This is a genomic window from Nostoc sp. 2RC, assembly GCF_014222165.1.
GTDB classification, from domain to species: domain Bacteria; phylum Cyanobacteriota; class Cyanobacteriia; order Cyanobacteriales; family Nostocaceae; genus Nostoc; species Nostoc linckia.
Window position 1 is genome coordinate 1 of sequence record NZ_JACKZU010000062.1, and the last position, 21,078, is coordinate 21,078.

Consider the following 21,078-nt stretch of genomic DNA (forward strand, 5'->3'; position numbering starts at 1 on the left):
ATTTTAATTAAATATTTAAATGATTTAAGATACAGGAAAGTTACACTTTTTTGCTGAAGTTTTTGGCATTGGGTATGGGGCATTAGAGTGTTGACTGGTGAGTGTTGACTGGGAGTTATTATTCTCCCCTGCCCCATCTCCCTTGTCCCCCTTGTCCACCATCTGCGTTATTTCTCCACGCCCAATGCCCCATCGTCTTTAAAAACCAACTGCCAAGAAGATTTGCTCAGGCGATCGCTGACAAAGGAATGCCAGTGGTGTAAGGTTGTTTGAAATGTTGGGTGTTGCAGGTCATTGAGCCAGAGAACGAGTGCATCTTCGCCGTTATCTTGGTAGTAGCCCCGACGGCGACCTGCTGTTTTGAAGCCAAATTTTTGATATAAAGATATAGCCCCTAAGTTGGAAGCTCGCACTTCCAGAGTGGCTCGCTCTAAGCCGCGATCGCTGGCTGTTTTAATGAGTGAATATAATAAAGCCTGTCCTAAACCTTGGCGCTGATATTGGGGATGAATCGCCAAAATTGTAATGTGAGCTTCCTCTAAAATTGACCAAAAGCAACCCATTCCCAGCAATGCGGGACTAGAAACAGAGGAAAATAAACCCAGCAAATCGCTGTTGGGACTGTCCAACTCTCGTTGGTAACCCTCCATTGTCCACAGACCACCAAAGCAAGCTCGATCTAGTTGCAGCAATGCATTTAGATGCTGTTTGTTGAGTAATTGAATTTCTAAATCTAATAAGCTCACATTATATTAAGAGGGAATAGGGAACGGGGAATAGGGAACAGGGATTGCGTATGATGGGGCAATGTCAATCGGCATCAACGCTTCTTGCGTGTAGGTGGGTGACTCAGACCCTGTTGAACAAAAGAGGAAATGAGCAACAAACCCCAGCCATCAACTTTTCTTGCTGTTGCTGCTTGCTCGTTCCCTGTTGCCTTTCCCAAGGGAGTTGAATAAGATTACAAACCCTTTGTAAACTGGGAAACGGGAGACTCACTCACCACGGTATTTTGAACAAGGACAATTAATTATAGTTATGGTATCGACTCACCCCACTGGGGTTAAACATTCTGGAAGTCAATATTTACCTCAAAGGCCCAGCAGCAACGCAAATTCCTCGCCTAATCAGGAACTTTTACCCTTAACAGCCAGAGTTCATAATCATGACTTCTTGGAAATTGGTGGGTGTGATGTCACAACCCTAGTTAAGCAGTTTGGTTCACCTTTGTATATTTTAGATGAAGAAACCCTGCGTTTGGGTTGTCAGCAATATCGAGATGCTTTTAAGCAATACTACAAAGGCGAATCTCAAGTATTGTATGCCTCAAAAGCTTGGAATTGTCTAGCTGTTTGTGCCATCGCTGCCTCTGAAGGTTTAGGAATCGATGTTGCATCAGGTGGTGAACTTTACACCGCCCTGCAAGCAGGGGTCAATCCTGAGAAAATCTATCTTCATAGCAACAATAAATCTCGTGAAGAATTGATTTTTGCCACAGAAGTCGGTTGCACTATTGTGGTGGATAACTGGCACGAGTTACGTACTTTGGTGGAAATTGTTGAGACAGCAAATTCTCCCGAACTACAGCCTAGATTTTTGTTGCGTCTAACGCCGGGTATTGAATGTCACACACATGAGTATATCCGCACTGGACAATTAGATAGTAAATTTGGCTTCCATCCCAATGAACTAGAGGAATTATTTACTTTTGTCAGTAAACAATCTGTCGTTAACTGCGTAGGGTTACATGCTCATATTGGCTCTCAAATTTTTGAGCGTCAACCCCATCGAGATTTAGCTGCTCTGATGGTGCAGTGGTTCAGTAATGCGGCGAAGTATGGTTTAAATTTAACAGAGTTAAATGTTGGTGGTGGTTTAGGAATTAAGTATATAGAATCAGACGATCCCCCTAGTATTGAAGAGTGGGTGAAGCCGATTTGCGAGGTGATTCAACAAGCTTGTGCAGCTGAAAATTTGCCTTTGCCGAAATTACTTTGCGAACCGGGGCGATCGCTAATTGCCACGGCTTGCGTAACAGCCTACACTATTGGTTCATCGAAGGTTATCCCAGAAATTCGCACCTACATAGCAATTGATGGAGGCATGTCTGACAATCCGCGTCCGATTACTTATCAATCAGTTTATCGCGCGGTAGTTGCCAATAAAATGTCCTCTGAGCTAACTCAAACAGTCACAATTGCTGGGAAACATTGTGAATCAGGAGATATTCTGATTAAAGATGCTCTACTCCCAAAGACAGAACCAGGAGATATTCTCGTAGTTATGGGAACTGGTGCGTACAATTACAGTATGGCATCTAACTACAACCGCTTGCCGCGATCGGCAGCAGTGGTAGTGGCGAATGGCGAAGCAAATTTAATTTTGCAACGTGAAACTTATCAAGACTTAATTCGGCAAGATCGCCTACCCCAAAGACTGAAAAATCAAGAGTTAGGAGTTAAGAGTTAAAAGTTAAGAGTTAAAAGTTAAGAATTAGAAGTTGAAAGTTATCAATTTGAAGTTTTGAGTTTTGAGTTTTGAATTAAAAGTTTTTTTCAGAACTCCTAACTCCTCACTCCTAACTCCTCACTCCTAACTCCTCACTCCTAACTCCTCACTCCTAACTCCTAATAACTGTAACTAGAGGCAAAAGTGTAATCCAGATGTCATGAGAGATTGGTGGAAGCAATGGCTGATAAACCTGGGATGGTCACAGTCCTTGCTGCTTGGGACTCTGGATATCGTATTAGTGCTGGCGCTGACGTACATGATACTGGTTATTATTAGCGAGCGTCGGACACTATGGATGGTGCGGGGATTCATTGTTTTGATGTTAGCCTCAGCACTAAGTAACAGATTCGGCCTACCTCTGTTAAATTTTGTCCTGGAAAAATTGGTGATTGGTTGTGCTGTGGCGATGGCAGTTGCTCTCCAGTCAGAGTTTCGGCGGTTTTTAGAGCAATTGGGGCGCGGCGAATTTCGTCAGCTCTTCCAACCAGATCGCTTGGCAATCCCCAAATCTGATAGTGTAATTGATGAAATTGTTGAAGCTGTTAAAGAATTGTCAAAAAACCGCATCGGAGCTTTACTCATTTTGGAAACCACAGGCCCAATTGATGAACGGGATTTTTCTGTGCCAGGAGTAAAGCTGAACGCGGAAGTTTCTAAAGAACTGATCCAGACAATTTTTCAGCCAAAAACTTTGTTACACGATGGAGCAACATTAATCCGTGGTTCGCGGATTGTGGCATCGGGTATAATTTTACCACTTTCGGGACGCACAGCCTCGCGCCAGTTGGGAACACGCCACCGGGCGGCAATGGGAATTACTGAGCGGGTCGAAAATTGCATTTGTGTCGTTGTATCTGAAGAAACGGGTTCTATTTCCTTAGCGGAACGAGGAACTCTTAATAGACCACTGACAATTCGGAAGCTCAAAGAGTCGTTAGAGGCTCTGTTGTCCCCAACGGTAGATCGGGAAGCTGTTGCTCCTGGTCTTTTGAGCTTGGGTCGTCAGATAAGTGGAAAGGCACTAGCATTGGTTTCACGTTTACTCGGATTACCACGTCTTCGACGCGCTACGCGAACGACCGCTTCTCGAGATAAAAAATGACATTACAACAAACTAAATTCCAAGATTTACCTGCGGATTTGAAACCAGAGTTATTGCCCCAGCACGTTGCAGTGATTATGGATGGCAATGGTCGGTGGGCTAAACGTCAAGGTCTACCACGCATTATGGGTCATAAGCGAGGAGTCGATGCTCTCAAGGATTTGCTTCGTTGTTGCAAGGATTGGGGAATCCAGGCACTAACAGCTTATGCTTTTTCCACCGAAAACTGGAAAAGACCCCAGGAAGAAGTAGATTTTTTAATGACTCTTTTCCAAAAAGTTTTACGTCAAGAACTGCGGGAAATGGTTGAAGAGAACGTGCAAATCAACTTTGTGGGAAATTTACAAGCGCTACCACGAACGCTGCAAGAAGAAATTTCCCGTTCGATGGAAGAAACCAAAAATAACCGCGCCATTCGCTTTTCAATAGCAACTAATTATGGCGGACGCCAAGAGATTTTACAAGCTTGTCGAGCGATCGCTAAACAAGTCCAGCAAGGTCTACTGCAACCTGATGAAATTGACGAACAAATATTTGAAAGTCACTTGTATACAGCGGGAATTACTGACCCAGATTTGTTAATTCGCACCAGCGGAGAAATGCGTCTTTCTAATTTCCTCCTCTGGCAAATGGCTTATGGAGAAATTTACATCACCGATACTCTCTGGCCGGATTTCGATCGGGCTGAATTTCACCGCGCCTTGTGTGCCTACCAGCAACGAGAACGGCGGTTTGGGAAAGTTTAAGTCAGTAGGGGGGGCATTGCTTTTGTTGCATTTTTGGCAATACCCACGCCACAAGAAAAGCGATCGCGCTTTTGTTTAGATCGAGTGAGTATCAAGAATCAGAGTCGTGGAATAGGGCTTTTATATCTCGATAGCCGCTGACAACGCGAAAAATCTCTACATCTTGCCCTATTGCCATATAGAGGATGAGGTAATTGTCTATTGAGAGACTACGGATACCAGGTAAAATTTCATCTCGCTGTCGTCCGAGACCGGGGAACTGAGCAATTTTGGCAAATTTCGCATCAAGCTTACTCAAAAAAATCTCAGACTGAGCTAAGCCAGATTGTGTAGCAATGTAATCCGCAATTTGCTCGATATCTTGAATAGCGGGTTCAGTAAGGCGAAATCGTGGGGTCATGCTTCATCTGAAATACCGTAGCGCAATCGCACATTGGCGCGAATTTGAGCCATTGCAATCGAGCCATCAACGACTTCGCCCCGTCGGGAAGCTTCCCACCCTATGCGTGCTTCTTGTTGAAGGTCTTGCAGTCGTCCTTGATAAATGTCTTCTTGTTGTTCTAGAAGTTTTATACCCGCAAGAATAACTTCGAGCGCGTTCTGATACTTACCGCTTGTCAGTTGACGTTGAACTAAGGCTTCTACTTCAGGTGGCAGAACGATTTGCATGGATTTTGGGCAAGTAGGATTAACTTTAATTGTAAGCGATCGCTTTTCATTGGGGCTTTTTACGGTAAACTAGCCGCACTCAGCACTTAACTTACGGCCCAGAAAACACCGCTTGTTCTATGTCTTCCCGACTCAGAGAATACTTAAATGAGCGTTGGATATCTTGTCCATTTTCCCCAGATTGGATATATCGCACTATGATTTGTTCAACATCAAGCCAAAGTTCAGCTTGCCAACTCGGCCGTTGCACGCGCCAGCAATGTCTTTGTGTTTCATCTTGTTGACAACCTTGCTCTTTTAGCCACTGCTCAATTTGTGGCAGCGGATGATTGTATAAGGGGGTATCTGGGGGAAGAAAAGACATAGGAATTTTAGATTTTAGATTTGGGATTTGGGATTCGGAAATTATTTAATTTTTAATATTTGATTTACTATTCAGTTTAATTACAGGAAATTTCCACAAGCGTCAAGTTCACAAACTAGGTTTAGTACCAGACATTAAATCTGTATTATTTCAGAATTCTGAGTTCTGAATTCTGAGTTCTGAATTCTGCTGGTTGTTCCAAATGCGTTTGCAAAGCAGTGTCACCACGAGTTAAGCCAATGGCAATTGCTAGTAACAGACAACCTACAAATGTTAACACCAGCATAAATAAAGCGAAGATTTCGCCAGATGAGAGTGGGCGATCGCTCGCATCCAGATAAGCTGATTTTGAAAAGTCATGAGAACTTGAAACTGGATGATTTAAATCAGCTGGTGATTGAATCACCCCAAAGCGGGAATAGCCAATTTTTAAATCGTAACTTAACCTACGTTCTGGATGGCTCAAGGTGGCGTAGGCTTCGTTGAGTTGTTGAAATTTGGCAGTAGCTACAGCAGCAGGCAATTCTGTGGTATCAGGATGATAGCGTTTGCTCAGTTGCCTATAAGCCCGACGAATATCGATTACCGATGCGGAGGGATGTAGTCCTAGCAGGGAGTAATAAGTTGGTTCACTGCTTTGTGCCATTGTCCCTTTCTGATTCACGGCTGTTTGAGTCACTTTGCTCAAAGATATTTTTTTTATTTTAAATCGTTTGTCAATTGATGAAGACAGTGCGAAGACACAAGAAATCTAGCATCTGATAAAATATTTAATAAAGTATTTAATTAGATGTGATGCACGTCAAAATTAATCTCGAAAATATTCAAACTCTCACTGACTTCAAGCGCAATGCCAAGGACTACGTAGAGAGGATCAAGTTCACAAAATCTCCGCTTGTACTAACTGTAAATGGTAAAGCTGAGGTTGTGGTGTTTGAAGCCCAAGCTTTTCAGCAGATGGTAGATCGAATTGAGCACCTTGAAGAAGAACTACAAAAACTCAAGCTAGAAGCTTTACGCAGTCAGATTGACATTGGAGTTAAGCAACTTGAGACTGGACAATATAGTGAATATGATGAAGAGTCACTTTCAGCTTTTTTTGCAGACATTAAAGTACGAGGACAGCAAAATTTAGCTGATAGCGATTCTCTATGAGTCGATTTCGGATTTCTACTCAAGCAGCACAAGATATTGAGAATATCTGGAAATATTTAGCCCAGAATAATTTCAAAGCTGCCAATCAAATTTTTGATACTCTGCGAGAAAGTTTTCCAAAACTGGCAAAATTTCCGCAAATGGGCAAACAAAGGTCTGAATTGGCTCCTTTGTTGCGGAGTTTTCCGGTGAAAAATTATTTAATTTTTTATCGTCCAATAGACGAAGGCATAGAAATTGTACGCGTCTTACATGGTTCACAAGATATAGAAACTCTTTTTCAAGATGAAGACTAACTTATTAAGTCAGCACGGGGTTTAAAGGTTTCAATTTGCCGCAATTTTTCGTAAAGTTCTCGTTCTTCTTGACTAATATTTTTCGGGGTAACTATTTGAATTTCTACCAATTGATCGCCACGTTTGCCATCATCATTAGGGTAGCCTTTGTTACCTAGTCGGAATTTTTGACCAGACCTCACACCAGATGGAATGGTCATTTTTACTGGGCCATCGAGGGTGGGTGCTTCTACCTGTCCTCCTAAAACCGCTTCGCTGGGAGTCACAGGTACTTGACAGAGGATGTTGAAACCATCTAACTTAAATAACGCATGAGGCTCAACGGTAATTTTTAAGTATAAGTCGCCACCGCCAACCCCTTGGTTTCGCAAACGAATAGTTTGACCTGTAACCATTGCTGGAGGCATAGTAACTTCTAGCGATCGCCCATCTTCTAAGCGAATGCGTTCGTTACCACCTTGATAAGCTTTTTCTAATGGTATGGTCAATCGAGCTTCTATATCTCTACGGGGTGTGCGCGGTGGGTTGTTAACTGTGTAGGAAACTTTTGTTCTCGGCGAACGAAACGGGTCGCCAGTGGCTCCATTATTGGAATTATTTGCGCCATTTTTATTTTTGACGCCGATCACTTGATTAATAAAGCTTTCAAAATCCGAAAATTCGCTTGGATCTACATCTTGCTTATCATTGCGACCGTTAGCGCCTGGTTGCCAACTTTTAGATTTTGGTGTTTTATTGCCTGCAAAGCCTTTTTGTTTCCAGTAGCGGCTAAACTGGTCGTATTGCGATCGCTTGGCTGGATCGGAAAGCACTTCATAAGCTTCGCCGATATCTTTGAATTTTTCCTCGGCTGCTTTATTGCCAGGATTGAGATCGGGGTGATACTGTCTTGCTAACCGTCGATAAACCTTTTTAATTTCTTCGTTAGAGGCCTCTTTAGCTACTCCTAAAATTTCGTAGTAATCGCGAAAATTCTGCAAATTTTGCATAGTCAGCTATTTAAATTTTAGATTTGGGATTAATTAATTAAAAGTTAGGAGTGAGGAGTTTAAAGTTAGGAGTGAGGAGTTTAAAGTGAGGAATGAGGAGTTGGTAATTAGGAGTTACGAGTTGAAAGATGTAATCTTTCACTTTTCAGTTTTTAGTTTTCACTCCTAACTCCTAACTCCTAACTCCTCACTCTTAACTCTTAACTCCTAACTTTTAAATCCTAACTCTTCACTCCTAACTTTTATCAAAAACTACAACCAATCATTATCGTCTTCATCATCCCAGTTATCTTGGTAACTTGGACGGGATTTGCGGGGAGGACGGTTGTCATAGGAGGAAGAACGATTATCTCGGCTATAGTCTCGGCTGTAGTCTCTGCCATAATCTCTACCATAGGAGTCGCCGCGATCGCGATATGTATCTCTAAAAGAATCGCGTTCTCGTTCTTTTTCGCCACCTGTAAAGATATCGCGGATAGTACCAAGCAAGTCGTCGTCTTCGTCTTCAGCGTAATACTGGCGGACTTCTCGATTTAGTTCATATAAAGCATCTTGCAGGTCAGCGTAGGCTTGGTCAATACCGCGATCGTCGTTTTCCTTGAGACTTTCTCGTAATTCTTGGCAAATATTATCAATTCTTTGGCGACGGTTGCGGGCAAACTGCATACCAAATTCCAAGGCAACTTCTCTCAGTTGCCGTTCTGCTTGGAAAATCAATGCCTCCGAACGAGTCCGTTTTTCGACTCTTTCTTTACGTTCCCGGTCAACATCGGCGTATTTTTGAGCATCTTGAATCATGCGATTCACTTCTGATTCGCTTAAGGTAGAAGCACCTTGAATAGTGATACTCTGTTCTCTACCAGTGGTTCTATCCAAAGCTGTGACCTGTAGAATGCCATTGGCATCGATATCAAAGGATACTTGAACTTGGGGAATACCCCGTGGGGCTGGTGGGATGCCGTACAGCTTAAACCGTCCTAAAGACTTGTTGTTTGCCGCCATGTCTCGTTCGCCTTGGACTACGTGAATTTCCACAGTATTTTGATTGTTTTCTGATGTGGAAAATATATCAGACCGCCGTACTGGGATAGTGGTATTGCGGGGAATCAGTTTTTTCATCACGCCGCCGATGGTTTCCAATCCCAAAGACAACGGTGTCACATCCAAAAGCAGCACATCTTTGAGTTCCCCTGCAAGAATCCCTGCTTGAATTGCTGCACCCACTCCTACCACTTCATCGGGGTTGACGTTTTCGTTGGGTTCGATGCCAATCAAGTCGCGTACCAACTGCTTCACCATTGGCATTCTTGTGGAACCGCCAACTAACACAACTTCTTCAATGTCTCTAGGTGTCAGTCCGGCATCTTTGAGGGCGCGTTTCACTGGCATCCGCAATCGCCCAATTAAATCACCGCATAAACCTTCAAATTGGGAACGAGTTAAACGAGTTTCCAGATGTTTGGGCCCTTCTTGGTCGGCAGCAATAAAAGGTAAATTAATATCAGTAACGCTGACAGCAGAAAGTTCGATTTTGGCTTTTTCCGCAGCTTCCATCAGACGTTGCAAAGCTTGGCGATCGCGTCTTAAGTCTACTGCTTCTGTTTCCAGAAATTGCTCTGCTAACCAATCTACTATTACTTTATCAAAATCATTTCCACCAAGTTGTGTGTCTCCACTGGTGGCTTTCACTTCAAAAATGCCATCGCCCACTTCTAGAATCGATACATCAAAGGTGCCACCACCCAAATCAAATACTAAGATCGTTTCCGTATCGCCCCGATCTAATCCATAGGCCAAAGATGCAGCAGTGGGTTCGTTGAGAATTCGCAGTACCTCTAAACCTGCAATCCTGCCAGCATCACGGGTTGCTTGCCGCTGAGAATCGTTAAAATAAGCGGGTACTGTAATGACTGCCCCTGTCACTGGTTCGCCCAAATAGCGACTAGCATCGTCAGCTAATTTTTTCAGCACCATTGCTGAAATTTCTTCTGGGGCAAAATCTTTATTCAGTCTGGGGCAAGCTATTTTAATATTACCTACTTCATCTTTGCGAATTGTGTAGGGTACGCGCTTAGATTCTGGACTAAGTTCGCCATACTTGCGCCCAATAAAGCGCTTGACTGCGAAAAATGTGTTTTGAGGATTGAGGACGGTTTGTCGCCGTGCCATTTGCCCAACCACCCTTTCACCATCTTTGCTAAAACCAACTACGGAGGGGGTTGTTCGCATTCCTTCTGCATTGGCAATCACCACCGGCTTGCCACCCTCCATCACGGCGACTACTGAGTTGGTTGTACCCAAGTCGATGCCGACTACCTTGCCCATGCGTTACTCTTCTCCTAAAGTGTCTTATACATTTATTATGATTGGGTGGAACTACCTCTAGCTTTGTGCTACAGGGTGAAAACACCTCAATGGTATAATAGTCTTCATTAAGGTAGTAAGTTAAAAAGTCCAGCTAGACGAGATAGTTGCAAGACTAGGATAGCATTGACGATGCTTGGTATGTCCAAGCAGCCTCAATTGTAGTTAGGGAACTCCAAAAAATAAACAGTAGCTTCAGGTTGTTGACTGTTGAGTGTTAACAGTAGCAATGAAATACTTTTTTACTTGAAAGTCCCGGATCTAGCTAATGGTGTTTACAGTATCTATAAAATTAGCTAAATATTTCACAAAGCTTTGAATTTAATAGAGCGATTACAAATTCACCTCAATGAAATATCGCGAGAACGCGATCCCTACATGGCAACAGCTGGGCATTTTTTTGTCCAAGAATATATTCGCCAGCAATTTTCCCAATGGGGAAGTGTGGAAATCCACACCTTTGAAGTTAGAGGTAAAGTTTGTAAGAACTTGATCTTAAATTTACCTCCCCAAGTGGGAGTGCAAAAAAAAGATTTGCCGCCGATTTTAATTGGTGCCCACTATGATGCTGTTCCTGGAACACCAGGCGCTGATGATAACGCCACGGGTGTAGCAGTGTTACTCGAATTAGCGAGACAGTTTGCTGCCGAACCAATCAGATATCCTTTGAGGCTGGTTGCTTTTGATATGGAAGAATATGGCTTATTGGGTAGTGCTGAGTATGCAACTTTGTTGCGCCAACAAAAGCAACAGTTACGTTTAATGATTTCACTAGAAATGTTGGGTTATATGGATCGTACACCAGGCTCCCAAAATTACCCGCCTTTTTTGGATCGCTTCTATCCTAACAGCGGCGATTTTATTGCTTTAATCGGCAATTGGCGGACAATTGGTGACTTAATTACCATGAGTCGTAATATTCGCCAAGCCGGCGTATCTAGTCAATGGTTACCCGTACCAAATAAAGGTTTAATAGTTCCGCAAACCAGACTTAGCGATCATGCATCTTTTTGGGATTTGGATTATCCAGCGATGATGATCACAGATACAGCATTTTTAAGGAATCCAAATTATCACAAATCTAGTGATACGGTTGCTAGTTTGGATTTAGATTTTCTCTGTGGTGTATGTGAAGGTTTGGAAATGGCGATTAGGCGATTGTAGGGGACTCCAAAAAATAAATTATTGTAGTTAATGCGTTGACTGTTGACTGTTAACTGTTAACCGTCAACAGTCAACAACTTCAGTTATTCTTGCTGATTTGCTTGAGGTAAAGAGATATTTTGTAAGTAATTCACTAAATCATTTTGGCTGTTAAAATCTAACAGCGCCTCAGCTAAGTCTTCTAGTTGAGTGATGGATAAAGTACGAATTTGCTGTTCTATTTCTGACCCAATTGCAGCAAACCGACGGGTCAACTGACGCAAAATTAGTTGTAACGCCTCTTGTTTCTTTCCTCGTTCTTCTCCCTTTTGCAGAATGTCTTGGTAAATTACTGATTCTTGCATAATTTCCTCTGTGAAAAGCTGTTGGATCAAATTTTTATCAAACCGCAAACCAGCCAAAACCTGTACGCAAGCTGATATATTCTGTCGTTGGTCTGTTTCCTCAATCATATCCACAGCCGCAGCAACTTGAGTTAACAAATCCCTTGGTGAATCGGTTTTGGCTAATGTCGCCAGTGGTAAAAGTGCGGCGTTGGCTAGCAGTGGTGTAGGGTCTTCTTCCCATAAACGAATCACTCGATATCTATGGGTGGTGTTAGTGTCTAGATATTGAGTTTGAAAAACAATTTCAGAAGATGTAGGTTGTAGGAAAATTAACACCTGTTGAATCTCACACCAGTATTCTCGCTTTAATCTGGTGTAGTAATCCAGCATCCGAAAGTCAAGGGGAGTTTTGGATTTGGGTGTGGTTTGAAACTCTAAATGTAAGATTTGGTTGGAGGTTTGCAGAAATGTTACCGAATCAGCGCGAATGGGTTCGAGGTTGAGTTCGGTTTTGAGAACTTGGATATCTTTTGTGTCAATTGAAAGCAACCATCTGGCAAAGTCGCCAGGATAGTTTTCGGCTAGGTATTTGCAGGTGTTATCGTAACTCAAGGCGATCGCTTACAACTCAAAAAATTTTTTATTGTTATTGTTGACTGTTGAGTGTCAACGGTTAACAGTCAACAGTCAACAATAGTAATGGAATACCTCTTCATTTGATTTTGTCATCAAGCTATCATTCTTCATCCGTTGCTTTCACAAGAGATTGACTAGATTGGGCTAGATAAATACCTACTAAAACTATGGCAAAAGTCACCCAATCAAACAAGCCCACCTGTTCTGAAAAAATGAACCAAGCAAAAATTGAAGCTAAAACTGGTTCTGCTAGAAGAGTTACAGCAACGACTCCTGAAGAGATTCTGCTGAGGCTGTAGGCTAAAAGTCCTTGACCTAAAACTTGGCAGAAAAGGGCTTGAAAAATAATGAAAAACCAACCAGTTCCAGAATACGGGAGTAGTCTATCTTCAAGGAATGGAACCACGGGTAGGAGAAACATGGTTGTGATTCCACAGCGCCACAGCATGATGGTTGCGGTGCTAAATCGAGACCGGAGTTGTTCTATCAGCAACATACACGTTGCCATGAAAATCGCAGTTAGAAATGCTAAGGCATCACCAAGTATTTGGTCAGTGGCAAATTGCACTTTATTGATTTCAAATGCGATCGCTCCCCCTAAAGCGATGGCTAAACCAATCACGAATCTGTAATCGAAGCGCCTACCGAATAACAGATAGCCAGCTAAAGCGACGAATAAGGAATTCAAATTAGACAGCAAAGCCACGTTGGCAACATTAGTTTGACTCAGCGACCAAGCCCACAACAATAGGTAGGTTGCAGCAGCAGTTCCCATTGCTAACAACAGACAAATTTCTTTTTTAGTTAAAGGCTTGTGTTCTGTTGGTTGTTTATTGGACTGTTGGTAGCGGAAAGCCTCAAGTCCATTCCACACACCAAAAACCACTGTAGCAATCCAACTGCGATGAAATACTACAGCATTTGCACCGATTTCTAGTTGACATAGTTTTGTCAGAGATGGGGCCAAAGATATGGGAATTAGGGCAAAAAATAATGACAAAGTTCCTACTAAAGCTGGTGTTAAGGGCAACTTTTGTTGTAGGAATGCCTGTTTTGTCGTCATATTTTTAGCAAATTTTTAACAAAAATAGTATTGAATGAGTTTTGCAACTTTGATTTATCTGCAACCTGGCTAGATATGGCTAAGTATAGACCGATTAAAACTATAGCGAAACCCATGAAATTAAAAAAACTTAATTGTTCAGAAAAGATGAAGAAAGCAAAAATGGCACTAAATATTGGCTCTAACAGATGCACCAAGGAGACGACCACAGAGGAGAATCTAGCAAGGCTATAGGTCAAAAGCCCGTGACCGAGAACTTGGCAAATCGCTGCTTGGGAAATAACCCAAAGCCAGCCATTGGCTGAAGAAGGGAAAATCCGATCTTGAGTCAACAAAAGTATGGGCAATATGACCACCGCAGCCATCCCGCAGATCCACAACTGAATTATCTCCAAAGAAAACTTGGTTCGTAATTTTTCTACAGTTAGCAGGTATGCACCGAAGAAAATCGCTGAAACAATGGCAGCAAAGGTTCCTGTAACTTCGTTTGTGGCGGTTTGTAGTTCCTCAAATTCAATGGTAATCGTTCCCCCAAAGGCGATGACCATCCCCAATAAAAATTTACTTTCAAAACCGTGACGAAATAACAGCCACGCCCCCAAACTAGTAAATATAGGGGCAAGATTATGCAAAACGCTGGAGATAGCGACATGAGTTTGAGTTAACGACCAAGCCAAAAACGCTAAAGTCGCAGCCCAACAAGTACCAGCACCTATCAATAGCAAAAAATCTTGACTGGTGTAGGATTGTTGTTCTACAGGTTTATCTGGGGAAAATTGCCCAGATATGGCCTTGTATCCATTCCACAACCCGAAGATTGTACTAGCAAGCCACAAGCGATTAAATACAGTGGCGTTGGGGCTGATTTCAGCTTCACTCAATCTCACAAAAATAGAGCCAAAAGAAAGGGCACCCACACCTAAAAGTAATGCCGCAAGAGCTATCTTTGTCTGATTGGATATGTTCATTAAGGAAAATTAAATTCAAATGTTCAATAAATATAGTGACTGGGGACTCTTGAGGGAGGGGAAAAGGTTAATGGTTCGACCCTTCTCTACGAGAGGCTTCGCCAACGACAAAGCTCAGGGCAGGCAAGCTCACCAACCGGGAAAAGGGAAAAGGAATAAATTTAATCTTTCCCCTTTTCCCCTTGCCCCTTTCCCTTTCCCCATGCCCAATGCCCCATGCCCCATCCCTTTTATCCAACCCAATGCTCTTGGGCAAATCCTACAGCTATTTTGGCTAATAAAGTTACAAATAAGCCCAGGATAAAATACCCCTGACGAGGATGGCGAGATAGGAACAAACCAATGGCTATACTCAAAGGTATAATTCCATAGGCCAAACGACTCAAGGAAATAGTACCTCCAGAGGCTAGGAGCAAACCAATACCGCAAAAGCCATAGGTAACTGTAACTGGGGTGAGTTGTCGATGTAAGCGCCACAAAACAAAGCCACCACCCAAGACCATGAACAAGTTCAGCAAGTTATTCATCCACTGTTCGCTGGCCAAGACGAACAAAAACACAATTAAAGCATAAAAGCCATAAACTAATTTTCCAGAAATCGAATGTTTCTGAAAGCGCCATAAAAGATAGCCAGCGCTAATAATTATGGCCGCCAACAAGGGATACCAGGGGTCTTGAATGCCGCCAGATGGGTTTTGCACCCAACCAAATTCCCAATTTTTGCTGCCAACTAAAATTTGCATTAGCATGTTTAACCAACCTTGCCAATCAAATCCAAAGGAAGGCCGCCATCCCCTTTGTGCTTGGATGAAAGCTAAAGGGTGACCAAAATCAATCGCACAATACAAACTGAATAAAAGTATGCCAATGGTGGTGGCAAAAGTGGCAATATAAGCAATGGGTGGTCTGCGTTCTTTCCAAGCTGCGATCGCTAATGCTGGAATTAGTGCCATACCCGTGGGACGTGTTGCTGTGGCCATTGCGCCCCAAAATGCAGTCCAGCGATATTGTTTGTCATCGAAAGCCCGCAAAGCCGCCGTACTCAACAACAAATACAGTCCCTCTGTGTAAATCACCGTGGTAAACATAGACGATGGATAGCAACAAACCACAGCACTCACCCACTGGGCGGCACTGTTGCCATAACGCTCTTTAATCCAAAAATATAAACAGTAAAGAGCTGCGAAAAACGCTAAGTTGTTCACCAAAATGCCTGCTAATTCAAACCGCAACCCCAGCTTCATCAAAACCCACAGACTCAAGGGGAACAGCGGAAAAAAAGCTAAATTATGTTGGTTACCATCATCAACGAATTCATAACCGGAAGTAGCGATCGCTCGGTAATGTATACTATCCCATGCATCAAAAACCTCCCAACCAAAACGAGGTACAAATGCATCTGCTGGTAACGGTATCCTTGGTGCAACCAGCAACATAGCTATCCAAATGAATATTCGACTAGCAAGCCATATTGCTGCGGGATATAGGAAATCAGTTTTCCATAAAATTTTTCTTATAGCTATCTGAACTTTAACCATAGACTTGAGTATTTCAAAATACTACTTTATCCATCCTCTTATCTATGAATACAGTACTGTTAACTTAAAGTTATGAGTAAGACTTTGCATATTTAATCCTCCACCACACACTAACAAATCAAAACAAATCGCCAATTATTAAAAGATATTTTATTTTTTGCTTATTTTTGTGAATTTCTCAGCAATCATATCTAAAGATGTCGTGTTTATCAATACAAATTTTATGGGGCATTGGGAGTTTTTACTGTTAACTGTTAACTGTTGACTGAGGAATTATTCTCCTTGTCACCCTTGTCTCCCTTGTCCCCTCGACCTACCCACCTCCCTAATATGGCGATCGCTGTTATTAAAGAGTCCTCAGCAACTTATAGTGGAATTGTCTGTAAATCCTTAAATAATTGTGAAAGCGATTACTCTTGTTGGTTCTACTGGTTCCATTGGGACTCAGACTTTAGATATTGTGAGTCAGTACCCAGAACAATTTCGGATTGTGGGATTGGCAGCTGGGCGCAATGTGGAAATGTTGGCTGCTCAAATTCGGCAATTTCGGCCGCAAATAGCAGCAATTTGCTTAGAAGAGCAATTACCGGCACTCAAGGAAGCCGTTAAAGACCTCGACCCGCAACCGATTCTCCTGGCTGGTGAAGCGGGAGTGATAGAAGTTGCCCGCTACGGCGAAGCTCAAACGGTTGTCACGGGAATTGTGGGTTGTGCTGGTTTGCTACCAACCATCGCAGCTATAGAGGCTGGTAAAGATATCGCCTTGGCAAATAAGGAAACTCTGATTGCTGGCGGCCCCGTAGTTTTACCCTTAATCGAAAAACACGGTGTAAAATTATTACCTGCTGATTCCGAACATTCAGCGATATTCCAGTGCCTACAAGGTGTGCCAAAAAACGGTTTGCGGCGGATTTTACTGACTGCATCAGGTGGCGCTTTTCGAGATTGGGATGTAGAAAAGTTAGCAGAAGTGACCGTTGCTGATGCTTTAAAACATCCAAATTGGTCGATGGGGCGTAAAATCACTGTAGACTCTGCTACTTTGATGAATAAAGGACTGGAAGTAATTGAAGCTCACTTCCTGTTTGGCTTGGATTATGACGATATCGAAATTGTCATTCATCCCCAAAGTATTATTCACTCACTCATTGAACTGCAAGATACTTCAGTTTTAGCTCAACTGGGCTGGCCGGATATGCGCTTACCTTTACTGTATGCTTTATCTTGGCCCGATCGCATTTACACTAACTGGGAACGCTTAGATTTGGTGAAAGCTGGAAATTTAACTTTCCGCGAACCAGACCATCAAAAGTATCCTTGTATGAAGTTGGCTTATGCTGTGGGTAAAGCTGGCGGTTCCATGCCTGCTGTATTGAATGCCGCCAACGAACAAGCTGTAGCTTTATTTTTAGAAGAAAAAATTCGCTTTTTAGATATTCCTCGTTGTATCGAATGGGTGTGCGATCGCCATCAAAATGATAACCGTTCAAATCCCTCTTTAGATGACATTTTGGCAGCAGATAAATGGGCAAGACAAGAAGTTTTAATCGCGACTGAAAAGTTAGAAACTCACTCGCGGATAATTTCTCTGCGATAAAAACGTTGAGTGCAAGGCCCGTGAAAAATTAGATACCCGACTTTTCAAAGAAGTCGGGTATCTAAACACTGCAATTTTCACAATTCATCTAGAATCGCTAATGTATAACCCCGTTATTTGTAATTATTTATACTAAAACTTTTGAAAATATTCTTCCTAGCAATTCTGCCAAATTGCCAAATAACTAGCTTCCTATCTGAATTTTTGTCAGATTTTCAGTTAAAATAACACTGTTGCAGTTACACAAAATCTTAGCTTTAGTATCTAGCTCCAATTAGACGTAGCAGCTTTAATATTAGTAGTTGTTACTGAAATAAAAGTTTACATTTTCTGAATCAACACGTTTTCAAATAGCGGTATTATAAGGAAATTTATCTATTATGATTGCTACGTTGATTGTAGCTTGGATTGTCTTCATAATATTGTGGAAGTTGCTGAAAGCAACGGTGAGTACTGCGTTAACTATTGCAGCAATCCTAGTGTTATTAAATATTGGCTTTGGTATTACTCCCCAAGATATTTGGCATCAGATAACGCAGTTTGCTCAAACTCTCTCCCAAATCCAAACTGGCAAGTAATATAATTGTGGCTTTTGGATTTGGAATTAATATCATGTCCGCCTAATCACTTATCAAAAAAATCCCCCGCGTAAGAGCGTCAGTCCTAATGATAAGTCTTCAACCGGACATGATATGAGATCGGCTTGAGTTAAAATTCTGAATTTAGAATTCCGCAGTCAGAATTTAGCAATGCTGTAGGTGATTCAGCGAAGGAAGGCTCCGCTAAAATTACTACGGTCAATTATTATTCAATGCTGAAACCTTAGCCAATGCATCCTTAACATTTGGCGGTAACTGACGCATAATCTTACCTCGTTCGCGGTCTAAAGCTACTAAGGTTACCTTGGCGGTGACATATAGTTGTTGTCCATCAGGTGAGACAATAGCATAATCCCAATTGATGCGGACGCCAGTTACTTCAGCCATACGGGTTTTAACTACTGCTGGCAGACCCAATGGAATTGAACGATGATAGCGCACCGATAATTCTACAACTGGTAAATCGCAACCTAAAGCTACTAAATCAGCAAATTCAATGCCGATAGACCGCAAGCATTCAACCCGTGCTTCTTCCATCCAAGTCAGATAGGAACCATGCCAGACAATACCTGCGTAGTCGGTGTGGTGTGGTTGCACTCTTATAGGATATTCAAACCAGTTGTCAAATTCCTGATTTGATGGAATGTCAAGGGCACTGGTTGGTGGTAGTTGTGGTTGGTTATTTTTTTCTTCTGACATTTTTAAGTTTCTGGGCATCTATTTTGACAAGCTATAAATTATTGAAATATGGAATAGTTTAAAAATTAATTGCTTTCCAGGAATTCTTGATTTAAGATTTACACTTCTGTGTATGGGGAGTCTTTTTGTTATGCAGTCTAATCTCCGATATGTTAGTCTTGTAACTTTGACTCTACTGAGTGTACTAGGTTTTGGGATGGCATCCCCAGAAAATAACCAAGTAAGTACAAATACAAAATTCCGATGGCATTCGGGAGCAAAAGCTCAAGCTTTACCCCAGAATAATCAACTCTCAGAAATTGCAAGGCTAAATCAACAAGGCATCAAACAATCTCAGCAAGGTGAATCGCAACAAGCATTGCAAACATTAGAAACAGCCTTAGCCATTACTAGAGAATACGGCGATCGCTCTTGGGAAGCCATAACATTTAATAATATTGGCAGAGTCTACCAAAGTCAAAGAAAGTATGGCCAAGCACTCGCATCTTATCAGCAAGCGATAGTGATTAATAAAGAACTTGGGGATTTGGTTCGACTTGGCAAAACCTATAGTAATGTTGGTTACTTATTTGATATTCAAAACAAACCAGAGTTAGCAATTCTTTTCTATAAAGGTTGTGTAATCAACCGTGAAAAAGCTCGTTTGAATCCATTAACACTAGCTGCACCACAACCAGATGCTTACAGCATTACTGTTAGTCAGACATATCGGATTTTGGGCGAGCGATTACTCAAGCAAAAACGTATTCCTGAAGCTCAACGCACAATGGATTTACTCAAAGTTGAAGAACTAGAAGAGTATCTCCGAAATGTGCCCGGTAATCAACGCACTGCTAAAGGCATTGACATCGTAGCACAAGAAAAACCAATTAAAGAAAAGTTAGATCGAACCTTAGATAATGCTATTGTACTAGGGAAAGAATTAACAAAACTCCGAAAAATTCCTCCACAAGAGCGATCGCCACAACAAAAACAACGCATCCAACAGTTAGTATTGAGCCAGCAGCAACTCTTGGATGAATTTAATAAATTTCTCGATAGTCCTCAAGTAAAAGCGCAGATAGAACAAATCAGCCGTACAGCTAGGCGGCAAAATTTGGATTTGGACAGTCTCAATCAAATTCGGAATAATCTAGCGCAATTACCCCAAAAATCTGTACTCATTTACCCGCTAATTTTAAAAGATAGCTTGGAATTGGTGTTAGTCACTCCCGATTCTCCACCAATTCATCACAGCGTTGCGGTCAAAAGCGAAAATCTCCATCAAACAATTAAAAACTTCCGCGAAGCTTTAATTAATCCTGGTGAAGATGTCAAAACACCTGCACGCCAATTGTATAACTGGCTAATTAAACCAATAGAAAAAGACTTGCAGCTATTAAGTACACAAACTCTGATTTACGCTCCAGATGACCAGTTACGCTATATTCCTTTAACTGCTTTATATGATGGCAAACAATGGCTAGTGCAGCGCTTTAGCGTAAATCACATTACATCTGCCAGTTTAACTAACTTAAACACCCCAAAACAATCTAATTTGCGGGCTTTAGCAGGTGCTTTTACTAAAGGTAATTATAAAATCAAAGTTGGTAATCGACAGATTGCTTTTGCTGGTTTGCCCTTTGCAACGCGGGAAGTAGAAAGTTTAGCGGCGGCGGTTCCTGAAACCAAGAAGCTTTTAGATGATGCCTTTAGTCCCGAAGTTGCTGTACCCCAAATGGATGACTATACAATTGTGCATTTAGCCACCCATGCAGCCTTTGTGGTGGGTAAACCAGAAGATTCGTTTATTTTATTCGGAAATGGCGATCGCGTTAACTTTAGAAATGTCTCTACTTGGTCGCTCCCCAATGTAGATTTGGTAGTGTTGAGTGCCTGCGAAACCGGCTTGGGAGGCAAGTTAGGTAACGGTGAGGAAATTTTGGGCTTTGGCTATCAAATGCAGCAAACCGGCGCTAGAGCCGCCATCGCTTCGTTATGGTCTGTGGATGATGGTGGTACACAAGCACTGATGAGCGCTTTTTATAATATTCTCTCTGGCAAAAAACTGACTAAAACCGAAGCCCTACGACAGGCTCAAATCTCATTAATTAACGGATACTCGCTCAAAACTGGCAATGCACCTGCAAGGCAAGTTAGTAACTTTAGTCATCCCTATTACTGGGCACCATTTATTTTGATTGGTAACGGACTGTAATTTTGGATTAAAACAGTACGTAAGTGCTGTTACCAAAAATCTAGACCCCACCTCTAACCGTGGTGCGTTTTAACACCTGATAATTTTGGTAGATA

21 protein-coding genes are annotated in these 21,078 nt (G+C 42.1%); 9 read left to right on the forward strand and 12 right to left on the reverse strand.

The window, feature by feature from the left end; all coding sequences use genetic code 11:
* Nucleotides 1-167: 167 nt before the first annotated feature.
* Nucleotides 168-746, reverse strand: a complete 579-nt coding sequence (rimI, locus tag GNE10_RS09925) for a ribosomal protein S18-alanine N-acetyltransferase (RefSeq protein WP_185565034.1) — start codon at nt 744-746, stop codon at nt 168-170.
* A gap of 292 nt (nt 747-1,038) precedes the next feature.
* On the opposite strand from rimI, the gene lysA reads away from it, so the two are divergent.
* The 3 genes from lysA (at nt 1,039) to GNE10_RS09940 (ending at nt 4,359) form a co-directional block, all read left to right on the forward strand.
* Nucleotides 1,039-2,469 carry a diaminopimelate decarboxylase gene (gene lysA, locus GNE10_RS09930; RefSeq protein WP_185565035.1) on the forward strand — a complete coding sequence of 477 codons (1,431 nt, stop codon included), beginning with the start codon at nt 1,039-1,041 and terminating at the stop codon, nt 2,467-2,469.
* 199 nt (nt 2,470-2,668) lie between these two features.
* Nucleotides 2,669-3,613 carry a diadenylate cyclase CdaA gene (gene cdaA / locus GNE10_RS09935; RefSeq protein WP_099072242.1) on the forward strand — a complete coding sequence of 315 codons (945 nt, stop codon included), beginning with the start codon at nt 2,669-2,671 and terminating at the stop codon, nt 3,611-3,613.
* Nucleotides 3,610-4,359, forward strand: a complete 750-nt coding sequence (locus tag GNE10_RS09940) for an isoprenyl transferase (protein ID WP_099072241.1) — start codon at nt 3,610-3,612, stop codon at nt 4,357-4,359. Before cdaA ends, GNE10_RS09940 begins: the two co-directional genes overlap by 4 nt.
* Nucleotides 4,360-4,450: 91 nt before the next feature.
* Here the strand turns inward: GNE10_RS09940 and GNE10_RS09945 are convergent, their stop codons facing one another.
* The 4 genes from GNE10_RS09945 to GNE10_RS09960 all read right to left on the reverse strand — a co-directional run bounded on the left by GNE10_RS09945 (nt 4,451) and on the right by GNE10_RS09960 (nt 6,038).
* Nucleotides 4,451-4,759, reverse strand: coding sequence for a type II toxin-antitoxin system RelE/ParE family toxin (locus GNE10_RS09945; protein ID WP_099072240.1), 309 nt, complete (start codon nt 4,757-4,759; stop codon nt 4,451-4,453).
* Nucleotides 4,756-5,028, reverse strand: coding sequence for a type II toxin-antitoxin system ParD family antitoxin (locus tag GNE10_RS09950; RefSeq protein WP_099072239.1), 273 nt, complete (start codon nt 5,026-5,028; stop codon nt 4,756-4,758). Before GNE10_RS09950 ends, GNE10_RS09945 begins: the two co-directional genes overlap by 4 nt.
* 91 nt (nt 5,029-5,119) lie before the next feature.
* The gene (locus tag GNE10_RS09955) at nt 5,120-5,392 is read right to left on the reverse strand and encodes a DUF3143 domain-containing protein (protein ID WP_099072238.1); all 273 of its coding nucleotides are present in this window, start codon (nt 5,390-5,392) and stop codon (nt 5,120-5,122) included.
* Between the two features lie 145 nt (nt 5,393-5,537).
* Nucleotides 5,538-6,038, reverse strand: a complete 501-nt coding sequence (locus GNE10_RS09960) for a J domain-containing protein (RefSeq protein ID WP_185565036.1) — start codon at nt 6,036-6,038, stop codon at nt 5,538-5,540.
* A gap of 149 nt (nt 6,039-6,187) precedes the next feature.
* On the opposite strand from GNE10_RS09960, the gene GNE10_RS09965 reads away from it, so the two are divergent.
* Both GNE10_RS09965 and GNE10_RS09970 read left to right on the forward strand, forming a co-directional pair.
* Nucleotides 6,188-6,547, forward strand: a complete 360-nt coding sequence (locus GNE10_RS09965) for a type II toxin-antitoxin system Phd/YefM family antitoxin (RefSeq protein WP_099072236.1) — start codon at nt 6,188-6,190, stop codon at nt 6,545-6,547.
* The gene (locus tag GNE10_RS09970) at nt 6,544-6,843 is read left to right on the forward strand and encodes a type II toxin-antitoxin system RelE/ParE family toxin (RefSeq protein ID WP_185565037.1); all 300 of its coding nucleotides are present in this window, start codon (nt 6,544-6,546) and stop codon (nt 6,841-6,843) included. The genes GNE10_RS09965 and GNE10_RS09970 overlap by 4 nt, the downstream gene beginning before the upstream one ends.
* Here the strand turns inward: GNE10_RS09970 and GNE10_RS09975 are convergent.
* Both GNE10_RS09975 and dnaK read right to left on the reverse strand, forming a co-directional pair.
* Nucleotides 6,840-7,832, reverse strand: coding sequence for a DnaJ C-terminal domain-containing protein (locus GNE10_RS09975; RefSeq protein WP_185565038.1), 993 nt, complete (start codon nt 7,830-7,832; stop codon nt 6,840-6,842). The two genes, GNE10_RS09970 and GNE10_RS09975, sit on opposite strands and share 4 nt — an antisense overlap.
* Before the next feature lie 252 nt (nt 7,833-8,084).
* Nucleotides 8,085-10,157: a molecular chaperone DnaK gene (gene dnaK, locus GNE10_RS09980; protein ID WP_185565039.1), complete on the reverse strand. Its 2,073-nt coding sequence runs from the start codon at nt 10,155-10,157 to the stop codon at nt 8,085-8,087.
* A 354-nt stretch (nt 10,158-10,511) separates the two neighbouring features.
* Between dnaK and GNE10_RS09985 the strand changes: the two genes are divergently transcribed.
* Nucleotides 10,512-11,360, forward strand: coding sequence for a M28 family peptidase (locus GNE10_RS09985; protein ID WP_185565040.1), 849 nt, complete (start codon nt 10,512-10,514; stop codon nt 11,358-11,360).
* Nucleotides 11,361-11,443: 83 nt separating this feature from the next.
* Here GNE10_RS09985 and GNE10_RS09990 read toward each other — a convergent pair whose 3' ends face one another.
* The 4 genes from GNE10_RS09990 to GNE10_RS10005 form a co-directional block, all read right to left on the reverse strand.
* Nucleotides 11,444-12,298 (reverse strand): DUF4351 domain-containing protein, encoded by an 855-nt coding sequence (locus GNE10_RS09990; RefSeq protein ID WP_185565041.1) that lies wholly within the window; start codon nt 12,296-12,298, stop codon nt 11,444-11,446.
* A gap of 124 nt (nt 12,299-12,422) precedes the next feature.
* On the reverse strand, nt 12,423-13,385 hold the full coding sequence (locus GNE10_RS09995) for a DMT family transporter (RefSeq protein ID WP_185565042.1): 963 nt from the start codon (nt 13,383-13,385) through the stop codon (nt 12,423-12,425).
* Nucleotides 13,382-14,353, reverse strand: coding sequence for a DMT family transporter (locus GNE10_RS10000; RefSeq protein ID WP_185565043.1), 972 nt, complete (start codon nt 14,351-14,353; stop codon nt 13,382-13,384). The genes GNE10_RS09995 and GNE10_RS10000 overlap by 4 nt, the downstream gene beginning before the upstream one ends.
* A gap of 230 nt (nt 14,354-14,583) precedes the next feature.
* Entirely contained in the window at nt 14,584-15,891 is a 1,308-nt protein-coding gene (locus tag GNE10_RS10005) for a mannosyltransferase family protein (RefSeq protein ID WP_185565044.1), read from the reverse strand.
* A gap of 400 nt (nt 15,892-16,291) precedes the next feature.
* On the opposite strand from GNE10_RS10005, the gene GNE10_RS10010 reads away from it, so the two are divergent.
* Both GNE10_RS10010 and GNE10_RS10015 read left to right on the forward strand, forming a co-directional pair.
* Nucleotides 16,292-17,488 (forward strand): 1-deoxy-D-xylulose-5-phosphate reductoisomerase, encoded by a 1,197-nt coding sequence (locus tag GNE10_RS10010; RefSeq protein ID WP_185565045.1) that lies wholly within the window; start codon nt 16,292-16,294, stop codon nt 17,486-17,488.
* A 380-nt stretch (nt 17,489-17,868) separates the two neighbouring features.
* Nucleotides 17,869-18,066 carry a hypothetical protein gene (locus tag GNE10_RS10015; RefSeq protein ID WP_185565046.1) on the forward strand — a complete coding sequence of 66 codons (198 nt, stop codon included), beginning with the start codon at nt 17,869-17,871 and terminating at the stop codon, nt 18,064-18,066.
* 219 nt (nt 18,067-18,285) lie between these two features.
* Here the strand turns inward: GNE10_RS10015 and GNE10_RS10020 are convergent, their stop codons facing one another.
* A complete protein-coding gene (locus GNE10_RS10020; RefSeq protein ID WP_185565047.1) occupies nt 18,286-18,786 on the reverse strand; it encodes a thioesterase family protein in 501 nt (166 codons plus the stop codon).
* A gap of 130 nt (nt 18,787-18,916) precedes the next feature.
* Here GNE10_RS10020 and GNE10_RS10025 point away from each other — a divergent pair, with 130 nt between their 5' ends.
* A complete protein-coding gene (locus GNE10_RS10025; protein WP_185565048.1) occupies nt 18,917-20,983 on the forward strand; it encodes a CHAT domain-containing protein in 2,067 nt (688 codons plus the stop codon).
* Nucleotides 20,984-21,078: the final 95 nt, after the last annotated feature.

Excerpts from the sequence above, each read along its gene's own strand:
- GNE10_RS09955 (WP_099072238.1), bottom strand. The coding sequence starts at position 5,392 with ATGTCTTTTCTTCCCCCAGATACCCCCTTATACAATCATCCGCTGCCA.
- GNE10_RS09965 (WP_099072236.1), top strand. The coding sequence starts at position 6,188 with ATGCACGTCAAAATTAATCTCGAAAATATTCAAACTCTCACTGACTTC.
- GNE10_RS09970 (WP_185565037.1), top strand. The coding sequence starts at position 6,544 with ATGAGTCGATTTCGGATTTCTACTCAAGCAGCACAAGATATTGAGAAT.
- GNE10_RS10025 (WP_185565048.1), top strand. The coding sequence starts at position 18,917 with ATGCAGTCTAATCTCCGATATGTTAGTCTTGTAACTTTGACTCTACTG.
- GNE10_RS09940 (WP_099072241.1), top strand. The coding sequence starts at position 3,610 with ATGACATTACAACAAACTAAATTCCAAGATTTACCTGCGGATTTGAAA.
- GNE10_RS09950 (WP_099072239.1), bottom strand. The coding sequence starts at position 5,028 with ATGCAAATCGTTCTGCCACCTGAAGTAGAAGCCTTAGTTCAACGTCAA.
- GNE10_RS09945 (WP_099072240.1), bottom strand. The coding sequence starts at position 4,759 with ATGACCCCACGATTTCGCCTTACTGAACCCGCTATTCAAGATATCGAG.
- GNE10_RS10015 (WP_185565046.1), top strand. The coding sequence starts at position 17,869 with ATGATTGCTACGTTGATTGTAGCTTGGATTGTCTTCATAATATTGTGG.
- GNE10_RS10005 (WP_185565044.1), bottom strand. The coding sequence starts at position 15,891 with ATGGTTAAAGTTCAGATAGCTATAAGAAAAATTTTATGGAAAACTGAT.
- cdaA (WP_099072242.1), top strand. The coding sequence starts at position 2,669 with ATGAGAGATTGGTGGAAGCAATGGCTGATAAACCTGGGATGGTCACAG.
- GNE10_RS09995 (WP_185565042.1), bottom strand. The coding sequence starts at position 13,385 with ATGACGACAAAACAGGCATTCCTACAACAAAAGTTGCCCTTAACACCA.
- lysA (WP_185565035.1), top strand. The coding sequence starts at position 1,039 with ATGGTATCGACTCACCCCACTGGGGTTAAACATTCTGGAAGTCAATAT.
- GNE10_RS09960 (WP_185565036.1), bottom strand. The coding sequence starts at position 6,038 with ATGGCACAAAGCAGTGAACCAACTTATTACTCCCTGCTAGGACTACAT.
- GNE10_RS10020 (WP_185565047.1), bottom strand. The coding sequence starts at position 18,786 with ATGTCAGAAGAAAAAAATAACCAACCACAACTACCACCAACCAGTGCC.
- dnaK (WP_185565039.1), bottom strand. The coding sequence starts at position 10,157 with ATGGGCAAGGTAGTCGGCATCGACTTGGGTACAACCAACTCAGTAGTC.
- GNE10_RS09975 (WP_185565038.1), bottom strand. The coding sequence starts at position 7,832 with ATGCAAAATTTGCAGAATTTTCGCGATTACTACGAAATTTTAGGAGTA.
- GNE10_RS10000 (WP_185565043.1), bottom strand. The coding sequence starts at position 14,353 with ATGAACATATCCAATCAGACAAAGATAGCTCTTGCGGCATTACTTTTA.